Consider the following 23,840-nt stretch of genomic DNA (forward strand, 5'->3'; position numbering starts at 1 on the left):
GGTATAAATCGTTAGACCCTTATGTGATATACATCACATTTTGAAGAAAGGTTTGTTTTTGGTGACATAGATCACATTATTTGCTGTGATATAGCCGGCTGAGCGTCTCACGGGAAACCCCAAGATAGGCTGCAATCAAATGTTTTGGAACAAGATTGTACAATTCAGGATATTGCAGCATCAATTCCTCATAACGACTGCGGGCGTCATTATTGAGCAGGGATAGGATTCTCTTTTGTAGACCGATATACCCCTTATTCGAACGCCATCGCAAAAATGTTTCAACCTCATGAATTTCCTTGCATACACGTTCACGATCCTCAGCAAATAGACAAAGCGTATCCGCATCGCTTACACAATCCAGGTTGACCGTTGCGTTCGTATTGTTGTGTAAGGCATTATAATCAGATGCCCACCAGGTTTTTGTGGCAAACTGTAGGATATGCATTTTTTGTTCATCATTGACCACAAAAGTTTTTAGGCAGCCATTGAGGACAAAATATTCGCATTCCACCGTATCGCCAATGGTGATAATCGATTGTTTCTTTTTAAAGGATACCGGTTTGAAAAAAGAAAAGAAATAATCAAATTGTTCATCATTCAATTGGACAGTTTTATTGATATGTTGCCTGAGAATTTCGCGACCGGTCATAGCTTGGAGTTATTTAATGGACTAAAATTAAGCAAAATCTTGTAATCTCAGCGTGGTGTGTCTTCTTTTGGGAGTGTCTACATATACTTGGTCATTCACTAGATAGGGCGGATAGTACAGCGTCGTAGTATATATCTTATTACCGTCGTAGTATATATCTTATTACCAAGTTAATATCATGTTATGAATTAAAAGTGAAGTAAGACTATTTTTATACGGTATTATCTTCCTATAATTATGATGTTACTATCGGAGTTGGGGGTAATTAGTGATAAGCTTGTGTACGAGATAAAGAAGACTACGTTGTTTGTCTAAATCAATGTTCAACCGGTTTAGCAGTGATAGGAAAAACCGATTTTTTTCATTTTTTATTTTGTTTATACAAAGTTATTTTCTACTTTAGTGTTGCCCATCACGGGCACTTTTCATAAAATAGGTTAATAATATGGCTAAAACACCCGGAGTACCCCATGCTATCGGGTGTTTTTTTATTAAGACTTTTGTTTTCTATATTCATTTGGCGTAAGCCCTCTATGTTTTTTAAATAGTTTCGAAAGATGACTTTCGTCAGTAAACTGCATTTCATGTGCAATTTCTCCGAGGCGGATGCTGCTATAGCGCAGATAGGTTTCGACCAATTTCAATCGATAATCGAGTAGGTAATCTTGGTAGGATATACCGGTCTGTTGTTTGAAATACTCTCCGAAGTAATTTTTAGCTATACCAAAGTGGGAGGCTATCTCCTGAATGCGGGTTTTCTCTTTGTCTTTGGCATACTGCTGTATGTACGTGATAATCTTTAAAATTGAAAAGGCTTTTTGATTTTCCCGGATATCTGATATCTCCTTTCCGATGAGGTTTCGGGCGATCAGGTTCAGGAGAATGGAAATACTGTTTCGGATGACGAGGTAATCGTCGGTTTTATTTCTGAACTCTCTTGCGATCTGTAGAACGAGCATTTCGGCAAACTTTTCATCCGATTTGTCCTTGAATACACAGCCCGCACGTGCATGGTAACTGTTGCTGATGTATTGTAGTTTGTATAGATTTTCACAGCTTTCGATCCGGTCTGCTTCGAGACGTATTTTATCAACAAAGGTCAATGGGCATTGAATCAATATTAGTTTGGCTTGGGTACTCTCAAAATGATAAGTCTGATGCTGTGGAACAACAATAAATTTCCCGATGTCAAAGGCAAGTGTATGCCCTTCATAGGTAAAAGCTCCCTCCCCCTGAATTACATACACAAAAGATAAGGATGTCTTTGTACGGATGGTCTCCGATGTATTGATCAGTGATATCTCACGGACTCCGATCCGTTCTGTATGTATGCTCTTCATCTATTCATACGTTATATTCCTTTAAAAGTACAATTTATATGGTATAAATGAAGGTTATTTTTGCATAAAAAATAACTATGGATATTTATACAAAGCGATGGCAAGCCCTAGGCTTCCTCGTGGCAGGAGCTTTTCTATCTCCTTTGGATTATTTTATTGTCAATATGGCATTACCTGCGATACAGAATGCCTTTGGAGCCAGTGACCAGCAGTTACAGCTTGTAGTCGCCATTTATGGCCTTACCTATGCCGCACTTATTGTCTGTGGTGGACGACTGGGGGATATTTATGGACGCAAAAGAATATTTATATGGGGGCTGTACCTCTTTCTGTTTTCGTCATTGGCCTGTGCTTTTTCACCGAATATTACCACCCTTATTGTGTCGAGATTCATTCAGGGAATCGGAGCTTCGCTGCTCGCTCCACAGGTATTGGCTTCTATCCGTGTACTATTTGGTAGTAATGAACAGGCCAAAGCTGTCGGTATTTTCAGCGCGGTATTTGGCCTGGCTGCAGTGGCTGGTCAGTTGCTCGGTGGTGTATTATTAATGACACATTGGGGCAATTTATCCTGGGAAATGGTTTTCCTGGTCAATGTGCCCGTCACAATTTGCTGCATTATCGGTATTCATTTTACGATGGACAACAACGGTACTGAAAAGGGGGCTGCTATTGACTACAAAGGTGCTTTACTACTGATTATTGCTTTATTGCTGTTGATCTGCCCGCTTATTTTTGGTCGTGAATACCAATGGCCTTGGTGGATATTTGCTGTCATGATGGCCGGAGCGCTCTTGCTGAACATGTTTTTTAAACATGAGGTAGCTGCTCATCGACTGCAGCGACCTGTTCTGATCGATCCCATGTTATTATATAATAAGCAGTTTGCCGCTTGTCTACCGATGATCTTTCTGTACAATTTTACAGCCGGCCTGTTTATCTGTTATCCCTACTATTTACAGGAATTCTTACACTGGGATGCCATAGATACGGGCTTTGCAATTATTCCCTATGGCATAGCATTCTTCTTGGGACCGCTGCTTGTGGCTAGATTGAGATTTACAACAAGTACATTTATTTATATCGGATTGATGCTGCTCATGGGAGGTTTTTTGGGGACAGCCTTGCTGTTTTATTACGGGAAACAACCTTTTTGGCCAACACATATTACGCTGTTTATGGCAGGATTGGGACATGGAACGATGATGCCCGTGATGATGCGTACCACTATTGCCCTTGTCCCCAAAGAGAAGGCGGGGCTGGCCTCTGCTCTGGTCAGTATCAGTATGCAGATAGGTGGGGTTACTGGTGGTGCTATCATTGGGACACTATTCTTTAGTTTGATTGAAACTGTAGGTTTTCCCAAAGCCTTTGCGCTGGCAATAGCAACAATTGCATTGTTCCAGATCATCAGCCTGCTTATCAGTCGCAGATTGTTCGAACTGAGAAATAATGCATTTAATACAATTGATAAATAAATTTTAACACAATGGAGAATAAAGAAAAAGCAAGATTGGCATTGGAAAGCTTCTGTACAGACATCGAACTTTGGTTTAGAGGGGGAGAAGCAAATAGGGAAGAACTATCTAAAAGGATCCTCTCAGGGTTTTCAGTTGATTTTGAAATGGTGAGCGGTGATGGTAACCGGATCTCATTGGACTCGTTTATAACTTGGTTACCCACGGTATACGGTATATTTCCGGATCGTCGTGTATTCCTGGAAAATATTGAAATAGCCTGTTCACATGATCATGCACTGGTTACGTATGTCGAAATACAGTCCACTAGAAATACAACTACACGACGCAGTTCGTCTGCTGTTTTTCTGATTAAAGAGGAAAAGGCTTTGTGGTTTCATCTTATCGAGCATTGGTTGTAGCAATCTCCGCCTAGATCCTGAAGCAGAAAAACACTTACATAGGATAATCATAGGCTGGATACTTGTAACAAAACGATTCATAGCTATGATCTAACGCCCTCCACAGCAAGTTGTGAAGGGCGTTTTTGCTGAGGATCGGTCCATTTGTAAGCTGAATTGATAAGTGAAAAAAACATAGATGTTTGCTAAGATTAGCGTGGTTTGGGCGAAATATTCCGCTTTTATTTGTTGTTGACGGACGTATTATTAAAATATGCCTCTGAAAAACCAAAAAACTAGAAATTATGAAAGAAATTTTAAAAATGCACCTACGGTTGCTCGGAATTGTCTTCATGCTATTGCAATCCCACCATGTTTTTTCGCAAATTAAGATATCAGGGACAATTATTGACTCCGAGAAAAGAACTCCTTTGGCAGGAGCTACAGTTGTTATCGTAGGGGCGCAAGGAAATTCAGCGCTTTCATCTGTACAGACAGATGCTGTAGGTAAATTTGCGATTACCACAAACGAAGGATCAAGTCTAAAGGCATCAATGATCGGTTACAGGACCATAACTGTGATGGGGAAGCAGGGTATTGTTATAGAGATGGTTCCCACCGCTGTTACGTTGGATGAAACTGTAGTTGTCGGTTATACCACACAAAAGAAAGGCCTTTTGGCCGGCTCTGTTGCCTCGGTAAAATTTAAGGAAGCAGATATCGAGATTCCAACGACCTCTGTTGGAAATCTATTGGCCGGTCGGATGCCGGGTTTATATGTGTCCACACCGAGTGGCATACCCGGAGCGCAACCCGATATCCGTATACGGACAGCGAGTTCATGGAATGCTTCACCTACACTTTATGTCATTGATGGAAAGGTGACTATCGATGCTGCAGAATTCAACAATTTAAGCCCTAATGAAATTGAAGAAGTGTCTATTTTAAAAGATGCTGCGACTACAGCTGCATATGGTGCCCGGGCTGGTGCAGGTGTTGTGCTGGTTACGACCAAACGCGGGAAAGCGGGAAAAGTTTCTATCAACTACTCGGTGAATACTGGGCGGGATGTTCGTGGAAAGAATATGGAGTTAACGAGTATCATGGAATGGGGGCAGATTCAAAACAGAATCTGGGGTGAAGCTGGTGGTCCAGCAAACACACCTTGGACAGAGACTGCAAAAGCTTATTTTAAAGACCGAGATTTTGGTGGCGGTAAAGGATATGGTTTTGACAAATTAAGAGATGTATATGTAAATCCTTCCATTACTACGCATAATTTAAGTGCATCTGGAGGTACGGATAAACTTCAGTATTTTATCGGCGCTTCCTATGTAAATCAGGAAACTTTTATCAAGAATACCAACGAAAAAAAGTATAATGTACGGACCAATATAACGGCCAATTTAACCAAAAACGTTTCGGTTTTTGCTGGTCTCAGTTTGAACAATAATAAATTTAATTCACCTGAAGGCGACTGGTCCGGAGATATGTTTCCCAAACTGCTACTATGGCAACCCTATATGCCATCTTTCACGGCTTCGGGCCTACCAGTAGATTATTTTTGGATTTCCAATAAATCTGGAGAGGCCCAAGGACTCTCTGGTTATAATAAGTCGGAAGGTCTTAAGTCTGTTGTAAATTTGAGTCTGACCTACAAAATGCCGTTTTTGGAGGGCTTAAGTGCAAAAGTTGGTTACATCAAAACCTTCAACAATAGTAATCAAAAAATTTACTCACATCCTTTTACCTACTATCAGCTGGCTCAGATAGAACCTGTGGTTTGGGATCTAAATAATATTGTTGGCCAGCGCCTCACTTACCATACACCAGGTATACAGAAAATGGCTGCATGGAACCAAGAAGACCAGACAAACTTACAACTAAACTTTGAAAGAGATTTTGGCCAACATCATGTCAATGCAGCATTGGTGTATGAAAGACAGGAAAGAAGCTATGATGGTATAGATGCGACCATCAATGGCTTTCCGATCTATATGACAGATCAATGGTGGGCGTCCACAGGTGGTTCGGGCGTTGTAAACGGTACAGCCACAAAGAGAATTAACAATGCTTATGGATTTTTACCAACAGTAGGACGTAAATCCTATATTGGACAATTTGCCTACGACTACGCGGATAAATATGTCGCCACCTTTGCTTACCGTTACGATGGCTCTGCAAATTTTCCGAAAGATAAACGATGGGGATTTTTCCCTTCTGTTTCAGCTGCTTGGGTAATCTCTAAAGAAAATTTCTTTAAAAATGTAAATGGAATAGAGTCATTGAAAATCAGAGCTTCGGTCGGATTAACGGGTAATGACTTCGTTGCAATAAATCCTAGCGGGGGAAAAGATGATGCAAATGCCAAACGCTGGCAATATGAAGATAAATATGTGACTGGTAATAGTGCGATTTTTGGTGAAACTCCAACACTCAATCCAGGTATACAATATGATGTTCTTCCAAATGCAAACATTACCTGGGAAAAATACCTGAATAAAAATTTTGGTGTCGATATCAGTTTCTTGAAACACTTTAATGCAACAGCTGAATACTGGGAAACACGTACGTATGATATTTTAAGTACGAGAATTCAATCCACTCCACCTACTTTCAGCCGACCTTTGCCCTCTGTTAATTATGGAGAAATGAAGGCGAATGGTGTCGATCTTAGTGTGAATTACGCAAACAGAACAGGTGATCTGAACTATAATATTGGCCTTAATTTCACTTATGGGAACTCTTGGTATACCATAAGAGATTTAAATATCACGTATGATTATCAGAATTTAATTGGTAACGGCCGTTCTTCCAATATGATCACTGGATATACGGTTGATCAACTGCTTAGAACACAGTCTGATGTCGATGCCTTGCTAGCAGCTCACCCGGGCTATAACTTTAAAGGCAACGCACCTAAACCCGGACAATTTGCATATAGAGATTTCAACGGAGATAACACGATTAATGAGAATGACATCACAGTATTAAATAAAAGCAATAATCCGAAAGTCGTTGGATTAAACTTAAGTGCCGATTGGAAAGGTTTAAGTATCAGCGCTAATTTCAATGGTTCGTTGGGTTATAAAAAGTCTTTCAATAATTTGAGCGACGGTGTAGAGTGGAACCGGATGTGGCGACCTTGGGCTGCCGAATCCTGGAGCCCGGAAAATACCGGCGCGTGGTTACCTTATCGCTACAGTGCAAATGATGAGGTTAGAGTGGTTAATACGAGCGGAAGTAATTTTTGGTTGGCCGATGTAAGTTTCGTACGCTTAAAGTTTTTGAATATTGCCTACAATCTTCCGCAAAGCTGGTATAAGAAATATGCGAACAATATTCGTTTCTATGTATCAGGATCTAACCTTTTTGTGATCAGCAAATTCAATAAAAAATTCTATGATCCTGAGATGGATAGAGGGACATCTTTCCCTATTGTTAAGTCATTTAATGCCGGAATCAGTTTAACGTTCTAAATTTTAACATTAAAAGGAAATCAAAATGAAATATCTAAATCAATTTAAATCGATCCTTTGTGTCGTACTACTAGTTGCCTTAGGCGCCTCATCTTGTACGAAGGGATTAGATTACGAAAATACTGGAGCGATAAATCCCAAAAATGTCTGGACGGATTCTGTTCTGATCAAGGCCTATTTAAATGATATATATGGTGGTCTTATGCCGCGCTGGGAGCTTGGAAGTGGAGCGAATGCTGACGAAGGTATCAACGCGGCAGGAGGAAATTTAGGAAGTTTCCAGCAGGGGATTGTTGATGTAGCAGTCAACTTCACTAATTTGGATTATACCTATATCGACAAAGCCAATTATTTTATGGATCAATTGGCGGATGTACAGGAGTCGGTACTCAGTGCAACAACAAAAAATAGATTAATCGGTGAAGCTAAATTTTGGCGGGCTTGGAAATATTGGGAGATGGTCCGTTCAATCGGTGGTGTACCTTTGATCTTGCACACACAAGATGGTAGTGACCTCAATTCATTGAAAGTGCCAAGAAGTAAAACCTCCGAATGTGTTGCACAGATCGTAAAGGACCTCGATGAAGCCGCTTCGTCTTTGCCTCCCAATTATAGTGGGGCTGACTATGGCCGTATAAATCGTGCAGCAGCTTTAGGCCTTAAAGCGCGGATTCTTTTGTGGTATGCTAGTCCGTTATTTAATGCAACAAACGATCAAGCGAGATGGACAAATGCGTATAATGCATCAAAAGCTGCTGTACAAGCCGCGGATGCTGCGGGTTTTGGACTGTTTGAAAACTACAGGTTGATCTGGTATTCTCGAAATAAAGAGCAGATTATGGTTAGGCAGTATTACTATCCCGATAGTTATATGAATTTTGCACCTATTAGACCTATTGCATTCACGAATGGAAGTACAAACAGTGACCAACCGATACTTCCTTTATTGATTGCATATCCTAAACGTGATGGCAGTCCAATGCAGCTTGATCAGAACCAATTGTCCAATCCAGCTTATAATCAACAGTTCTTAACAGATTTTTATACCAATCGCGATGATCGTTTCTATGCAACTATTTGGTGTGGGGGTACAGTATATCCAACACCTGATGTCAATGTTATCGGAATGACAACTCCGCGGTCGCGCTCTTATTGGCAGGCCTGGACTTGGAAGGCAACAGCAACGCCAAGTACCGTGCTTCCAGCTAGAGACAATAGTTTGTTTTCAGGAATTTCTCCACTGATCCAAAATGGGGATGAAAATGGTGTAACTGGTTTTTTTCAACGTAAAGGTTTAGATACGCTTTTGGATAGAAATGCTTTAGTGGGAGTTGCGGCCAATGCGAAAAGCTGGTTTTCACCAATGCGTTATGCCGAGCTTCTTTTGAATCTTGCTGAATCTGCAAATGAGACTGGCCGGAGTGGTGAAGCATTAAATGCATTATACGCCATTCGGAAGCGCGCAGGGATTGCAGCAGGGACAGCGATAAATTATGGTATTACAGCGACTGGACAGGCAGATCTCCGTCAAGTAATTATAAATGAGCGTCAGGTGGAGCTTGCTTTTGAAGGATTCAGATACTCTGATTTAAGAAGATGGAAACGCTATGATATCTTAAATACGCAAGGTACTAGAAAAGGTTTATTATTGATGTTAAATAAAGGTCAGTCCCTGCCGGGAAATACAGATAATATCATGAATGCTGCGGTAAGATCAAAATTCTCTGCTGTCGTTATAGAAAACTTGGATAAAACGGCTTCCGCTAATCAATTTTATAAACTCAGTCTCAAACACTGGTTTAATTCTTTAAATCCTGCACAAATTTCTATCGAACCAGATCAACTCCCTCAGAACAAAGAATGGGGCGGAACCTTTGACCCCTTACAATAATAGCGAGTGGTAATAATTCGGTTAATGCGTGGTAGCTCATGGTGCATTTAAACATTGCTTACCATTAAGTTTAAAAAGGCGTTAAAATAATAATAGAAAAGAGGCTTGTACATTTTTGTACAAGCCCTTTTTTATGTATAGTGTTCATCTATCTTCTTTTTTTTGCCAATGTTAAGGATTACTAAACTTAAATAGTGTGTAACAGTGGATATTTTGTCTGAAACGTATTTAGTCAGCATGTACTTTTCTATAGCGAGATAATTTTCTGTTAATCTCAATTTTTGCCTAGGGATTACTCCTTTTCGATCGTCTTATTATAAAATAAACGATATTTGATATAAGATAAACCTAATATTACCCATGAAACGCAGAAAATTTTATTGTTCCTGTTTTTTTGTGCTGACCTCTTTTTTTGCTTTTGGACAGCAGCAAAATGATGCAGTTCAAAAGGTACACCTGATATTCAAAACACATCTCGACATCGGATTTACCGAACTTAGTTCGGTTGTGGAACAGCGCTATATCAATGAATTTATTCCCAAAGCCATCGCTGTCGCTGAGGAGCTTCGGAATTCTGGGGCAAAGGAGCGTTATGTATGGACAACAGGCTCCTGGTTGATTGCTACTTATTTGGAACAGGCAAGCCCAGAGAACAAAGCAAGGTTGGAAGCAGCTATTCGTCGGGGCGATATTGTGTGGAACGCAATCCCCTATACGGTGGAATCGGAATCGCTGAATAAAGCACTTTTTGGAACGATGTTGCAGTTATCCAAAAAATTAGATCGCCAGTTTGGTAAACAAACGCGGGCAGCAAAGATGACTGATGTCCCTGGTCATACAAGGGGAATCGTTCCTTTGCTGAGGAATAATGGCATTGACTTTCTGCAGGTAGGTGTAAATCCAGCGAGCAAGGTACCAAATGTTCCGGCACTATGTCGCTGGAAAAGTCCCGATGGTAGTGAAGTGACGTTGATGTACCAAAAGGATTACGGTAGTGACATGATATTGCCTGACGGAAAGACGGCCATGGTCATCGCATTTACCGGCGATAATCATGGACCACATACAGTACAGCAGGTTAAAGAAATTTATGCATCCCTCCAGAAGCGTTACCCAAACGCTATATTGCAAGCTTCAACACTTAGTGACGTAGCCGATGTATTACGACCAATGAGAAATAAGCTCCCTGTGATGACACAAGAGATCGGCGACACCTGGATACATGGCTTCGGAAGTTCGCCTTTAATGATGGCTCGGTTTAGAGCCTTATCCAGATGTTATGAGACTTGGGTTCAAGATGGTCGTATAAATCCAAATAGTGATGCTGCTATCCGCTTTGCCATTCATCTGGGCCTTGTGGCCGAACATACCTGGGGTTTGGATGTCAAGACACATTTGCAACACTGGGATAAGTACCGTTTTTCAGATTTTACGCAAGCGTTAGCATTACCTGCGTTCAAAAAAATAGAAGCTTCCTGGGCCGAAAAAGAAGCTCATGTTGAACGGTCGCTGCAATATTTACCCGAAGATCTGCGCGCTGAAGCCGATAGTGTTCTACAGCAATTGGCACTGGTTCCTAAACCCAAATTTGAAGGACCGGATAGTTCGCTACAATTCGCCAAAGATGGATCATTCCAATTGGATAAAAAAGGTTTTCAGATGAAGATGGGGGAACTTAGCTATCAGACCTTTTCAACTAGGGATTTCGAACGTTTTATGGATTCCTATATTACACAAAAAGTAGATTGGGCAATTCGGGATTTTGGCAAACCGGGACTAACCTCGGATATGTCCGAAAGCCGCACCCTGATAGCCTCTCTTCAGAAATCTGTTTATAATAAAACTAAAAATGAAATATACAATCTCTTGAGCCTAACTGGGGTAGATAGGGTCGAACAACAGGTACTCCCAAAACAGATCTATAGCAGTTATCATTTCAATGAAACAACAAATCATATCCAGTTGAGCTACACCTTGGTGGATAAACCGGCTAACCGTTTACCGGAAGCATACTGGCTGAGCTTCTATCCGAAGGATGTCCTGGATATACTCGTTGAAAAAGTAGGCCAACCAGTACGTGTATTGGATGTTGTTGAGGGAGGGAATAGGCAACTGCATGGATTGGATCACTACGTGGATATTGTGACGAATGTAGGTAAAATACGTATCCGTAGTAAAGATGCCTTGTTGGTAGGCGTTGGCGAGCGGGATTTGCTAAATTATTCAGTGCGTCAACCGAATATAAATGGAGGCTTGCATTTTTGCTTATTTAATAATGTTTGGGGAACTAATTTTAGAATGTGGTTTGGTGGTACAATGACATACCGATTTGATATTGAATGGATACCGCAGAAAGCAAAATAAACGTCCTGAGGTTGAATACAAATGAATAGTTATTTACATATAAATAAATTATATACGATTAAACAGATTATATACGATGAAAAATATTACGTTTCTGGTTGGCCTATTGATCTCAGGATTGGGATTTCCTGCATTGGCTCAGGAAGTAAAAACGAACTTAACGCATATACATTTTGATCAACAGGGCTACTATACTTCAATTAAAGTAGACGGTAAGGAGCTTCTTGAGACTGGTAAATATCCAATCCTGTCGGTTTATAAAGGTCAAAAAATCATACAGCCAAAAGGGCTTAAGGTTAATGGAGATCGTCTTTCACTAACGATGGAGGACGGTCAGGCTGTCGAACTGAAAGTTGGTCAGCATAAGGAAGCGATTACCTATGAAGTTCTAAAGCTATCACCGGCTTATAAGTTACTGGTGTTTGGCCCTGTAAAAATTAAGCTTCACGAGGTTGTTGGTGAGGTCGTAGGAGTAGCTCAAGGGGAGGATCTGGCTTTTGGTATGCAGTCTTTACATGTTAAAACCGTTGCCGGTATTCCCGAGGATTATATTGGGAATTATAGTACAACTTTTGGCTATAAGGGAGCAAATAGTGATCTATCCGTAGCCAGTATTTCATTTGGTCATTTTGCAGCAGTGGATGCTGGAAATGGAACTGTATTTCAGTTGTCTGCCAAAAATCGGAGTGAGAGGGAATTGCAACAGGTGAAAGGATTGAACAATATGATGACCTTGCCTGTTGAAGGTCCCGATGGATTAATCGTTGGAGCTAAAGTAGCGCTCTTTGGTGATAAACGAAGCCAGATATTAAAACGGATCGGAAGAGTGGAGGTGGAACAGGGCTTGCCTCATCCCATGATTGAAGGAGAATGGGCTAAGCTATCGCGTGACGCGATGCGTTCATACTTGATTACAAACTTTTCCGCTACCAATTTGGATTTTGCGTTAGAAAAGACAAAACTCGCAGGATTTAAAAATCTATACCATCCCGATCCTTTTCTTAATTGGGGACATTTCGAGTGGCGCAAAGAATTGAGTACAGAAGCCGATGCTGGCATGAAAAAATTGGTTGATAGGGCTGCGCAGCGAGGAATCGATATTGGTATCCATACCTTGTCTAACTTTACGACAACGAATGATCCTTATGTTACACCAGTCCCCAGCAAGCACCTCCTCAAACAGGGTGAATTGAAACTCATTGCTGCATTGGATGCTAATCAGCAAGAGATCACCGTTCAGAATAGTGAGCTTTTTTCTCTACCGCTGACACTCAATACGCTACAGATAGAGGACGAACTGATCACTTATGGCAAAGCCGAAAAGAAGGGGGATCAATGGATATTGACCAATTGTGTGCGGGGAGCGTTTGGTACCAAAAAAACAAGCCATGGGGTAGAGAAAAGTGTCTATAAATTATGGGATTATCCCTATAAGACTTTGTTTCCGGATTTAACACTTCAGGATGAATACGCCAAAAGACTGACCACAATTTTTAATAAAACAGGTGTGAAACAGATTTCATTTGATGGTCTGGAGGGCTGCATGTATACCGGACAGGATTATTATGCAACGGGCAAATTTGTGGCTGATTTCTATCAAGGTCTTGAAAATAAAACTGGTCTCATCAATGATGCCAGTCGTCTCGACCATTATTTATGGCATATCCATACCCGGATGAACTGGGGTGAGCCTTGGGGCGAAGAAATGCGTACGGGGCAGGTCGAAAATCGGATCAAGAACCAAGCTTATTTTTATCGCAACTTGTTCCCACGAATGTTGGGTTGGTTTTTGGTACGACTAGCGGATAGAAAGTTTGAAGCCACCTCTTTGGAAGATCTGGAATGGGCACTCTCCGAATCCGCAGGTTTTGATTCAGGATATGCTATGAGTATCGATATGAAAACTTTACAACAACATGGACAGATAGACTTGTTATTGGAAAGCATGAAGAATTGGGATCAACTGCGATTGGCCGATGTTTTTACTGCCGAACAAAAACTCAGGCTGAAGGATCCAAAGACCGAATGGCATTTGGAAAAGATTGATGACACTAAATTTATGCTTTATCCATTATTTGTCTCCAAAAGATTCCATTGTGACCTCTCTTCGATGCAGCCAGGACAACCAGGGGGAGCTGACTGGTCATGGGAGTCGCCAGAAGAAAGCACATTCGCCTTACGAATTAAGGTGGAGGGCGATGGTTCGATCGAAAACCCTTCTATTAAAACAGATAAAGGGATTGTCAAAATCTTGGGGAAACTAGAAAAAGATCAGTATATCCTATTGGATCATAAAGGAAAAGCAATATTAACAGACAAGAATTATCGTCTTATTGCGGATTTATCTGTGGAGGGGACCGCCATGCTGCCAAAAGGTGGTTCTGCTATCGCATTTTCTTGTGACAATAATGGGGATGAAAAGCCAGAGGTTATCATCAGATACAATACACGGATGAAAGGTGAATCGGTAAGTTTGACGAAAAGATAGCAGATTGAGTAAAGACATAGTGAGTATCGAAAGTGATTTTATTCGGGTCAATATGCTGGAGGTTTCTGAGGGTAGAGCGGGCTTGGCCAAAGTAACCTTGTTTCGATAATTAATAATTAAATTAAGATAAATACTACTATTATGATGAAGCGCTACTGTAAGTCATCCACGAAACTGGGATTTGCGCTGGCTTTGACACTATCAATTTTTGGCCAGGTGTCGGCACAACAGGTATGGAGTCCTGACAATGGAAATGGAACGTTTACCAACCCTTTGTTTTGGGGTGATTGGCCCGATCCGGATGTTATCCGTGTTGGTGATGACTTTTATATGATTTCAACGAGTATGCACTATGTCCCGGGTGCACCGATTGTGAAGTCTAAAGATTTGGTGAATTGGGAAATGGTAGGTTATGCCGTAGATCGTTATGAAGAAGATCCCCGTTATAATATGGAAGGAGGAACTTTGTACTTGAATGGTTCATGGGCAGCAACTTTGAAGCATCATAATGGGAAATTCTACGCTGGATTCTGTACACCATATGGTTGGGGGCGAGAAAAAGGTAATTTTTCCATCTGTGAGGCAGATAAAGCTGAAGGTCCCTGGAAACGGACTATCTTTCCTGAATACCTTTATGATCCGGGATTGTTCTTTGATGATAATGGTAAAGTTTATGTCGTGCATGGTCAAGGTACATTATACCTAACAGAACTAAATGCAGATGTTAAATCTGTGAAGAGCGATAAAGTCAAAATCTGGCAAGGGAGTTTCAAGAATGCCAACGAACTTGGGGGACATTTTGGAATGGAAGGAGCACATATGTACAAGATCAAGGGCAAGTACTATATCACCTGTCCGGCAGGTGGAACACAGGGCTGGCAGATCTGTTTGCGTTCCGATAATATTTATGGTCCTTATGAACACAAATTGATTCTCAATGATAATAGTTCTTATCCCGACAACGGTTTACATCAGGGTGGTATGGTACAGTTGAAAAACGGAGATTGGTGGTTTGTGATCATGCAGGATCGTGGCGCCATAGGTCGGGTCCCTCATCTTCTGCCTGTCAAATGGGAAGATGGATGGCCGATGCTCGGAACAGGTAACAAGGATGTCATTACCTATAAGAAACCCAATGTCGGAAAGACCTATGCTGTAAAAACTCCAGCGACGACAGATGAATTCAATGGAAGTAAACTGGGCTTACAATGGCAATGGAATCATAACCCTGACAATAACAAATGGTCACTGCAAGAACGTAAAGGTTATATGCGTTTACATGCTTCACGCGCAGATTCTTTAAAAACGGCCCGTAATACCTTGACACAACGTGTGCAGGGGCCGAGTTCGGAAGGTACTGTTGAAATTGATCTGAAGGGATTGAAAAATGGCAATGTAGCTGGCTTTGGTATCTTTGAATTTCCTTATGCTTTCGTCGCTGTGGAACAGGTCAATGGCAAACGAAAAATTATCATGAGCAATGATGATAAGATTATTGAGCGCAAAGAGAATTTTGAAGGTGACAAACTATGGGTGCGGGCGCGTGTGACCGATAAGGGATTTGTTGCGAAATTTTATTACAGTACAGATGGAGAAAACTTTTATGTCATTGGAAATGATTTAACCATGCAACTCGGCTTACCTTGGACAGCAAATCGTTTTGCACTGTTCAACTATAGTAAAAGTGTTGAAGGGGTGGACGGTTATGCCGACTTTAACTGGTTTAGGTTTACCAATAAGTAAAATATGGTTTAAAAATAATAGCTTATATTTACACGAAAGCCTAGTATCATTTGACGATGCTGGGCTTTTTTGTTGCTTTTTGCAAAACACATAACTATTCTGATACAGTATTGGCAATGACAGTGATTTTAAGTAAGTTTAGAAAACAGTACCAAGAACCACGTATGAAGCAGTCCCGTGAGAAAATATGAATATTGTTGACAAACAGACCTTAGCAGATTTAAATGTTACGAACAGTCAGTATAGAGACATGGTTGATTTTTTCGACCGTACAATTACATGGGGTGGTCGAGATACCCTGTACACGTATTTTCTTGAACCGCTTTCCGCCAAATCGGAAATAGAAGATAGACAATGGATTATTCGTTTTATGCAGGATGTGGATATTGCGGATATTCTGGATAAATATATGATGCAAGATCTGGAAAAATATTTATCGTTACCATTGGAACCCTATTCAGCAACCAAAACATCCTATTACTTGGAACTGGTATCGACAAATTTTCTTTCGTTAGATTTCAAGAAACGCGATCTATTAATCAGACGCTCTATTTATGAAATAGCTAAAATCATAGATTATCTCAACGTATTTCTCGGGTCCATTAAGTCTCAGCATCCCACCAGAAGTATTATAGCCGATTACTGCGATAAAATTGATTGTGTACTTGAAGATATCGATCAGGCTGAGTTTGATAACCTCTTGAAAAATAAACTGTCCCTGGAACTGATGATTAAATATGATTATCAGTTTAGGAATATAAAGCGAAATGCAATACGGGAAGTATTTGAGGTTTTATATCAACTGGACGCCTTGTATGGTGTGGCTCAAGCTACCAAAGGTAAGCCCCTTAATTTCCCTAGTATTGACGATCGAAATTTAGGTTCCGATATGATAAAAATAGGGGCAGCGTATAATCTTTTTCTAGAAGATCCGGTCAAGAATGATATTGAAATAAAAAGAGGTGGTAACTTATGGTACCTTACGGGCGCGAATATGACGGGCAAGTCTACCTTATTGAAAACCATTGGAACCTGTGTGTATTTGGCGCATCTTGGCTTTCCTGTCCCTGCGGATGTTATGGAAACGGTGTTGTTTGATGGGATATCAGCGACAATAAATCTAGGCGATAATATCAATGCGGGTGCGAGCCATTTTTTTAATGAGGTACTTCGTGTAAAACACTTAGCTGAATTACTTGCTGCGGGTAAAAAGATGTTTGTGCTGATGGATGAGCTATTTAAGGGCACAAATCACAATGATGCCAGTGAGGCAACATTGGAACTCATTAACTGTCTTCACAAATTTGACAATAGTGTATTCTTATTATCTTCCCATATCACTGAAATCTCATCTTTGCTAGCTGGAGGAACCACCGTAATGAAGCACTTGGCTGTCAGGCTAGATGAGGAGAAAGGACTCCTGTTTACCTACCATCTTGCAGATGGTGTTGCAGAAGAAAAACTCGGTATGTGGCTCCTGCGGCGAGAACATGTATTTGATATTTTGCGGAAAACTCAGTCACAGCAATGATCGCAATAGCTTAGATTTTATTTTCTTTAGAAGCATACTAGGGTTGCGGTGATTCTACACGTCTTATACAAAGAGTTATTCTTTAGATAAAAAATCAAATTTATGATAAAGGTTATTTTACTTGCTCTTTTTATTCCGCTGATTTCTATTGTACATGCACAAAAGATAAATTTGAAGAGCCCTACAGCTGTATTGCAGGCTGAGGTAAAGCTTACTTCACAGAAAAATTCCATACAATTATTGTCCAGTACTAAGAAGGTGCTTACGACTATTGATCTGTTAAACTTTGACTGGACTGAGAATATTGTAAAAGGAGACTGGCGATTATCCAAAAGTAATAAGAATACAGTGCGTCAGAAATGGAAACCTGTTTTTGGAGAATGTGATAATATCAAAGATTATTATAATCAATTGGACCTGCAATTGGAGTCTAGTGGAAATAAAAAGAAAATCTATGTGTATATACGACTTTATGATGAGGGAATAGCCTTAAAGTATGGTTTTGATGCCAATGATTTTTCTGGCGCTGCTATTAAATCTGAATATACAGCCTTTCGTTTCGGGACAGATGCAACGACTTGGGTTTCTGGCGCTGCACAAAGTGCTTATACAAAAACGAATCTGAGTCAGTTAAAAGGTGAGTTCGAGAGACCGCTTGTTGTCATTCCTGCGCCACAATTATTTATGGCCATTGGAGAGGCAGCTTTGGTGGATTATGCCCGTATGAAATTTACTTATCAGGAAGAAAAACAAAGCTATGTTGTTCAGTCTGCAATATCCGGAGCAGTTGATTTAGATCAGGCTGGATATGAAAGTCCTTGGCGTTATGTTATGGTGGGAAATTCGGCTGGAAAATTGGTTGAAAATAATTATTTTGTTCTTAACCTCAACAAGTCTAACACGATTAAAGATACCTCTTGGATAAAGCCCGGCAAAGTGCTGCGTGAGGTGACTTTGACCACTGATGGTGGGATTGCAGCAGTTGATTTTGCAGCACGTAATCAGATTGCTTATGTAGAATTTGATGCAGGCTGGTATGGGCCTGAGGAGTCGACTACCTCGGATGCCTCTCAGGTAAACGTTGATCTCGCACGTTCCAAAGGCCCTTTGGATCTGCAATATATTATTGACTATGCGAATAAAAAAAATGTAGGTATCTTACTTTACGTCAATAAAAAAGCCTTGGAAAAGCAGTTGGATGAAATCCTACCAATTTATCAAAAATGGGGCGTCAAAGGCCTTAAATTTGGCTTTGTTAATGTGGGTAGTCAAGAGGCTACGGTATGGCTTCATGAGGCTGTTCGTAAAGCCGCTAAATATAAATTGATGGTTGATGTACATGATGAATATCGGCCTACGGGGTATTCCCGCACTTTTCCAAATCTTATGACACAGGAGGGTATTCGTGGTGATGAGGAATCGCCGAGCTCTGAACAGAGTCTGACGACAATGTTTACACGTGCCATTGCAGGTGCTGGTGATTATACTAACTGTTATCATGCCGTTCGTGTAAATACCAAAATGGGAGGGAAGGCAGCCCAAATGGCCAAGGCAATTATGATCTATAGCCCATGGCAGTTTATCTATTGGTACGACCGTCCGGCTGATGCACCGCATAAAGCTGGTGGCGCAGGAGGAGAACACGAAAGCTTGATTGATGAATCTGAAAATAGCCTAGAATTTTATCGTGGTCTCCCTGTAACTTGGGATGAAACCAAAATTTTGAAATCGGATATTGGAGAATGTGGTGTTATCGCCAGGCGTTCGGGAAATCGCTGGTATATTGCCATGCTTGGCGCAAATATAAAACAAGATATCAAAATAGACCTTTCTTTTGCCGGGAATCCGGAACGTCTCAAAGCACATTTATGGAGTCAAGATACACAGGATCTAATCAATAACATCGTAAATAAAAAGGAGCTCAAGCTAAATTCGGCAACATTTGCTACAGTGCTACCACCTAATGCAGGGGCCGTATTGATTGTAGATACCTTGAAATAACTGTCGCTCAATCTTTAATACTTTTAAAATCAGCCATTGACATTAATGGCTGATTTTATTTTAGCCTCAATCTATGTTTTTACCCTTTTGGCAAATGATGATGAATTTAAAGGGCTGCAAAGAAAACACCAATAATAGTCAAATTTGACGTGGTTGTAGTGTGGACATATTTGAAACTTTACAGATAAGAAAGAAACAATTTGTTAGGTAGGGAGAGATAAAACTCCATTGCAATGAAGACAAAAGCTTTCCATATTTCTAAACTATGTAATGAAACAGATAGCAGACAACTTTGATCAATTATTTAAAGCGTATCATTACCGATCGTTTTTATTCGCAAAATCTTTTGTTCATATCGATGTGGTTGCCGAAGATATCACTGCTGATGCACTTATGATAACATGGATACGAATGCAGGAGGAGAATTTGTTATCACCAAAAAGCTTTCTGCTAAGGGTAATTAGAAATAAAGCGCTGGATTATCTGAAGCATCAGCGAATACATCGGCAATTGATAGAATCTTTGGATAATTGGGACGAGTGGGAACAGCAGCTGCGGATTGACAACTCAAACGAAGTCAATGATGGACAAATTTTCCTAAAAGAAATTAAGCAAATAACGCAGCAAACCTTGGATACAATGCCTATGAAGACGAGAGAAGTTTTTGAATTGAGCCGGTTAAGTTATGTTAGTGGTAAAGAAATCGCTCAACAATTAGGGATTTCACTAAAGGGGGTGGAGTATCATATCACCAAAGCGCTTAAAGTATTGACGGTTAACCTGAAAGAATATATGCTGGCTTCTTAGTATTTTAGATACTGGATTTTTGATTAAATAACATGTACAATCAAGGAATAGATAGGGTAATATTGGGGACAGCTGGATTGGGTGGTGCCTGGGGAGCTGTGGACGAGGAAGAGTCTGTTCAAACCATATTTGACGCTTTGTCCCATGGAATTATGGCATTGGATACAGCCCCGGCCTATGGGCGCGCAGAACATTTTGTTGGCATAGCCTTAAAACAATGGGCAGGAGTGAAGCCTGCAATTAGTACCAAAGTAGGCCGATTAAAAGGGGATACTGCTACTGAGGCTCGTTATGACTATTCGAAAAGGGGGATGGAAAGGAGTCTAGAGGATAGTCTAGCTAGACTCGGAGTACCACAGGTTGATGTACTTTTTTTACATGAACCTGCTGTTGTAGCACCAGAAATGGCCGAAGGGGTCGTACGTCAGATGTTACGGTTTAAAGAACAGGGCCTAGCGAAGCAGATCGGCCTAGGTGGTAACCTGCCGGAATGTTTCAGGCCATTTTTCGTAGAGGGGCAATTTGATGTTTTAATGGAGTATAATAGGTTGAATGCCTGTAATCTAGATGCAACTCATAGCACTATTCCGATATGTGTGCAAGCTCAAAAAGAGTACTATGCTGCGAGCCCGCTGAATATGGGATTGTTGGGATGTAATTTTAGGCAATTCTCTCAGTCAATACCCGACTGGCTTGGTTCCAAAGCGGTGGAACAGGCAAGACGGGTGCACGCCATTGCGGAACGGTATGGTATGCTGTTGGATGTAATGGCATTACGATTTTTATACACAATACCCGCATCTTTTAAAATTGTAATAGGAGCTGCAAATCAATATCAACTAAATAGTTCCCTTAATGCGATTAGCTACGGTGCTCTGCCGGTCGCGATTTATAATGAAATACTTCAAACGTTTAACGAGAATAAATGAATAGAATAGAACAGGAGATTTTTAATATCCAAAAAATCAGTATTCGAGTCTTAGAACCAGTCGCGACGATAACTCCTTTTCAAGATGCAACAATGGGACCTTTCCCGAGTTTCGGCCTGTCGATCATCCGTATTGAGGATGCTGATGGTTATGTTGGTGAAGCTCCTGTATATAACAGTTATAACAATATATTAGAAACCTGCCTATTTCCGATATTATTTCATTGTGAAGGCATGTCCTACCAGGAGTTTTTCCCAAAGTTGTATTGGTCTATCCGAAATGAAGGATTTAAAGGTGCAGCCTCTGCTTTATTGGGACAGGTCGACATGGCCCTTCATGATTTGGCGGCCAGCAGGCAAGGTGTACCCCTGTATCGTTATATCGGTGGGGAAAGAAATCGGGTAAAGATCTACGGCAGTGGAGGGGGAACCAATTATACATTGCAGGAGTTAGAAAATGAGGTTGCCTTATTTTTGGATGCTGGAGTAGATTGCTATAAAATGAAGATCGGTAAGGATTTTGGAACGAATATGGCCGCCGATATTGATCGGGTAAAACATGTGCGTAAATTGGCGGGGGATCAGATGCAAGTGGCTGTGGATGTTAATCAGATCTGGTCTTCAGCAGATGTATTTAGATTTATAGATGCCATTGGTGAAGATGAATTATGTTGGCTTGAGGAACCTTTACATTCTGCGGCATACGATCAGATTGAAGAGCTCTGCAAGCGCACATCGGTAGCTGTGGCCTATGGTGAATCTGAGCGTACTTCCAAGATTTTTCCCATGTTGGCTAATTGTGGTGTCAAGCATTTACAACCGGTACCAACCCAGTTTGGTGGCATAAGAGAATGGATGGAAGTTCGGGACTTATGTGCGAAGCGTAATTTGCAGCTCTCTTCTGGCGGGTATTCCTTATATTCGAGCTTTTTAATGACAACAGCAAGCGAAGACAGTACGATCGAATATTTGTATTCCCTGATGTATGGTTTGGAAAAGTATTTTATGATTCGACCGACATTGGAAAAGGGGCATTTTCATTTACCAGAATCAGCAGGATTGCCTGTAAGGATTGATTGGGATTATTGTTTTAAGGAAAATAAAATCGTACGGGAGCAGGTCTGGTTAAAGCAGGACGTACCAGGATATAATCCACTAGTTAGCATGTAGCACCATAAAAATAGAATCTAATGAGCCTAACATTTAATAGTATTGATTATCTGGTTTTAGTATTATATGCAATAGCTCTGTTTTATATCGGTTTTCGCTTCAGTAAAAAGGAGAAAAGTCAACAAGATATATTTTTGGGTGGACGGTCGCTGAAGTGGTGGCAGATCGGTTTCTCTATCTTTGGCGCCAATGCAGGGCCAATGATGTTGATCGGATTTGCGAGTATCGGATTTTCCCATGGTATCGTAGCCAGTAATTTCGAGCTGCTCGCCTGGTTTTTTCTGATGTTGCTGGCGATGATTTTCTTACCTTACTACCTGAAAGCCAAAATAAGTACGATCCCACAGTTTCTATTAATTCGTTTTGGCAAAAGATCTTATAATTTCCTGATTGTATACAGTTTGATGTCCATATTGGTGGTATGGTTGGGTAGTGCTTTGTATGCTGGGGGACTGCTCATCTCTGGTGTTTTCGGTTGCCAGCTATTTACAGCCATCGTAATCATCGCTGTAGTAGCTACAAGTTTTACCGCAATAGGCGGATTGAAGGCTGTCGTTCGTACCGGAGTTTTTCAGTCTGTGATCATTATCATATCCTCTGTTATTTTAACCTTCCTTGGCTTTCAAAAGATTGGTTCTCTTGAAGCATTGGTCAGTCAAACTCCAGAATCTTATTGGAAATTATTTCTTCCGGCATCTAATCCCGAGTATTCATGGATAGGTATTGTATTGGGATATCCTGTGGTGGCCATCTATTATTGGTGTGCAGATCAGACGATCGTGCAAAAAGTGCTTGCAGCAAAAGACCTCAAGGAGGGACAATATGGTGCCTTATTTATCGGCGCACTTAAGATTATTATGCCAATTATATTTATTATGCCGGGTATTATGTGCTTCGTGCTATTTAGGGATACTGCTCCAGACAATGCCTATATTACCATGATCAAGCAATTGATGCCCCACGGTCTATTGGGTTTGAGTATTGCAGCACTCATCGCTTCATTGGTGGATACGGTATCCTCCAGCTTAAATTCGTTCTGTACGGTATTTACATTAGATGTGGTTCAGCAATTTAAAGTGTTGAACAGTAATCAGCAAAGACGTATGGGGAAGTGGGTAACAGTACTGGTCGCATTGGCAGGGATTGGAATAGCGATGTTATTTTCCTATTCCGGAAAGGGATTTTTTGATCTGACACAAGGTTTGGTGTCCATTCTAGCTCCGCCACTGGCTGTAGTTTTTCTTTGGGGAGTTATCTGGCGTGGTGTCAATGGTGTTGCTGCCGAAGTTGTACTCTATGGTGGCGGCCTTGCCTGCTTAGTACTGGGTGTCTGTCATGTCCTAAATTATCCCTATCAGGGCTACTGGCCGCATTTTTTAATGCTTTCTTTTTATATTTTTGTCGCATTGAGCCTTGTTATTGTTGCGGTGTCACTCTTGACCAAATCCAAAGATAATCTGGAAATACCAACTTTGTTTGAACAACACGCAGGAGAGACAAGAGGGCAGTCTAAATCTGTCTGGCTGAGTTGGGCTGGTCTAGCAATTGTTATGATCATGATTTATATTTATTTTAATTGACATTATTC

The 23,840-nt window shown here is 40.8% G+C and carries 15 protein-coding genes; 13 read left to right on the plus strand and 2 right to left on the minus strand.

Annotated features, from left to right (window positions below; all coding sequences use genetic code 11):
- Positions 1–76: 76 nt before the first annotated feature.
- Together M2408_RS13055 and M2408_RS13060 are read right to left on the minus strand one after the other, a co-directional pair.
- The gene (locus M2408_RS13055) at positions 77–652 is read right to left on the minus strand and encodes a Crp/Fnr family transcriptional regulator (RefSeq protein ID WP_259182452.1); all 576 of its coding nucleotides are present in this window, start codon (positions 650–652) and stop codon (positions 77–79) included.
- Positions 653–1,143: 491 nt separating this feature from the next.
- A complete protein-coding gene (locus tag M2408_RS13060; protein WP_259182453.1) occupies positions 1,144–1,992 on the minus strand; it encodes an AraC family transcriptional regulator in 849 nt (282 codons plus the stop codon).
- 77 nt (positions 1,993–2,069) lie between these two features.
- Between M2408_RS13060 and M2408_RS13065 the strand changes: the two genes are divergently transcribed.
- The 13 genes from M2408_RS13065 to M2408_RS13125 all read left to right on the plus strand — a co-directional run bounded on the left by M2408_RS13065 (position 2,070) and on the right by M2408_RS13125 (position 23,832).
- Positions 2,070–3,470 (plus strand): MFS transporter, encoded by a 1,401-nt coding sequence (locus tag M2408_RS13065; RefSeq protein ID WP_259182456.1) that lies wholly within the window; start codon positions 2,070–2,072, stop codon positions 3,468–3,470.
- An 11-nt stretch (positions 3,471–3,481) separates the two neighbouring features.
- On the plus strand, positions 3,482–3,871 hold the full coding sequence (locus tag M2408_RS13070; RefSeq protein ID WP_259182458.1) for a hypothetical protein: 390 nt from the start codon (positions 3,482–3,484) through the stop codon (positions 3,869–3,871).
- A 284-nt stretch (positions 3,872–4,155) separates the two neighbouring features.
- A complete protein-coding gene (locus M2408_RS13075; RefSeq protein WP_259182460.1) occupies positions 4,156–7,329 on the plus strand; it encodes a SusC/RagA family TonB-linked outer membrane protein in 3,174 nt (1,057 codons plus the stop codon).
- Positions 7,330–7,354: 25 nt separating this feature from the next.
- Complete coding sequence (locus M2408_RS13080) at positions 7,355–9,220, plus strand: RagB/SusD family nutrient uptake outer membrane protein (RefSeq protein WP_259182462.1); 1,866 nt, start codon at positions 7,355–7,357, stop codon at positions 9,218–9,220.
- Between the two features lie 360 nt (positions 9,221–9,580).
- Positions 9,581–11,584 carry a DUF5054 domain-containing protein gene (locus M2408_RS13085; protein WP_259182465.1) on the plus strand — a complete coding sequence of 668 codons (2,004 nt, stop codon included), beginning with the start codon at positions 9,581–9,583 and terminating at the stop codon, positions 11,582–11,584.
- Positions 11,585–11,660: 76 nt separating this feature from the next.
- A complete protein-coding gene (locus M2408_RS13090; RefSeq protein WP_259182466.1) occupies positions 11,661–14,072 on the plus strand; it encodes a hypothetical protein in 2,412 nt (803 codons plus the stop codon).
- 141 nt (positions 14,073–14,213) lie between these two features.
- Entirely contained in the window at positions 14,214–15,815 is a 1,602-nt protein-coding gene (locus tag M2408_RS13095; protein WP_259182468.1) for a glycoside hydrolase 43 family protein, read from the plus strand.
- Between the two features lie 187 nt (positions 15,816–16,002).
- The gene (locus M2408_RS13100) at positions 16,003–17,346 is read left to right on the plus strand and encodes a MutS-related protein (RefSeq protein ID WP_259182469.1); all 1,344 of its coding nucleotides are present in this window, start codon (positions 16,003–16,005) and stop codon (positions 17,344–17,346) included.
- A gap of 102 nt (positions 17,347–17,448) precedes the next feature.
- Entirely contained in the window at positions 17,449–19,347 is a 1,899-nt protein-coding gene (locus M2408_RS13105) for a glycoside hydrolase family 97 protein (protein ID WP_259182473.1), read from the plus strand.
- A gap of 270 nt (positions 19,348–19,617) precedes the next feature.
- Positions 19,618–20,154: an RNA polymerase sigma-70 factor gene (locus M2408_RS13110; protein ID WP_259182475.1), complete on the plus strand. Its 537-nt coding sequence runs from the start codon at positions 19,618–19,620 to the stop codon at positions 20,152–20,154.
- A 32-nt stretch (positions 20,155–20,186) separates the two neighbouring features.
- Entirely contained in the window at positions 20,187–21,083 is an 897-nt protein-coding gene (locus M2408_RS13115; RefSeq protein ID WP_259182476.1) for an aldo/keto reductase, read from the plus strand.
- Complete coding sequence (locus M2408_RS13120; protein WP_259182478.1) at positions 21,080–22,252, plus strand: enolase C-terminal domain-like protein; 1,173 nt, start codon at positions 21,080–21,082, stop codon at positions 22,250–22,252. Before M2408_RS13115 ends, M2408_RS13120 begins: the two co-directional genes overlap by 4 nt.
- Positions 22,253–22,272: 20 nt before the next feature.
- Positions 22,273–23,832: a sodium:solute symporter family transporter gene (locus tag M2408_RS13125; protein WP_259182480.1), complete on the plus strand. Its 1,560-nt coding sequence runs from the start codon at positions 22,273–22,275 to the stop codon at positions 23,830–23,832.
- Positions 23,833–23,840: the final 8 nt, after the last annotated feature.

Origin of the sequence: Sphingobacterium sp. BIGb0165, assembly GCF_024810095.1 — a bacterium.
Classification (GTDB): Bacteria; Bacteroidota; Bacteroidia; order Sphingobacteriales; family Sphingobacteriaceae; genus Sphingobacterium; species Sphingobacterium detergens.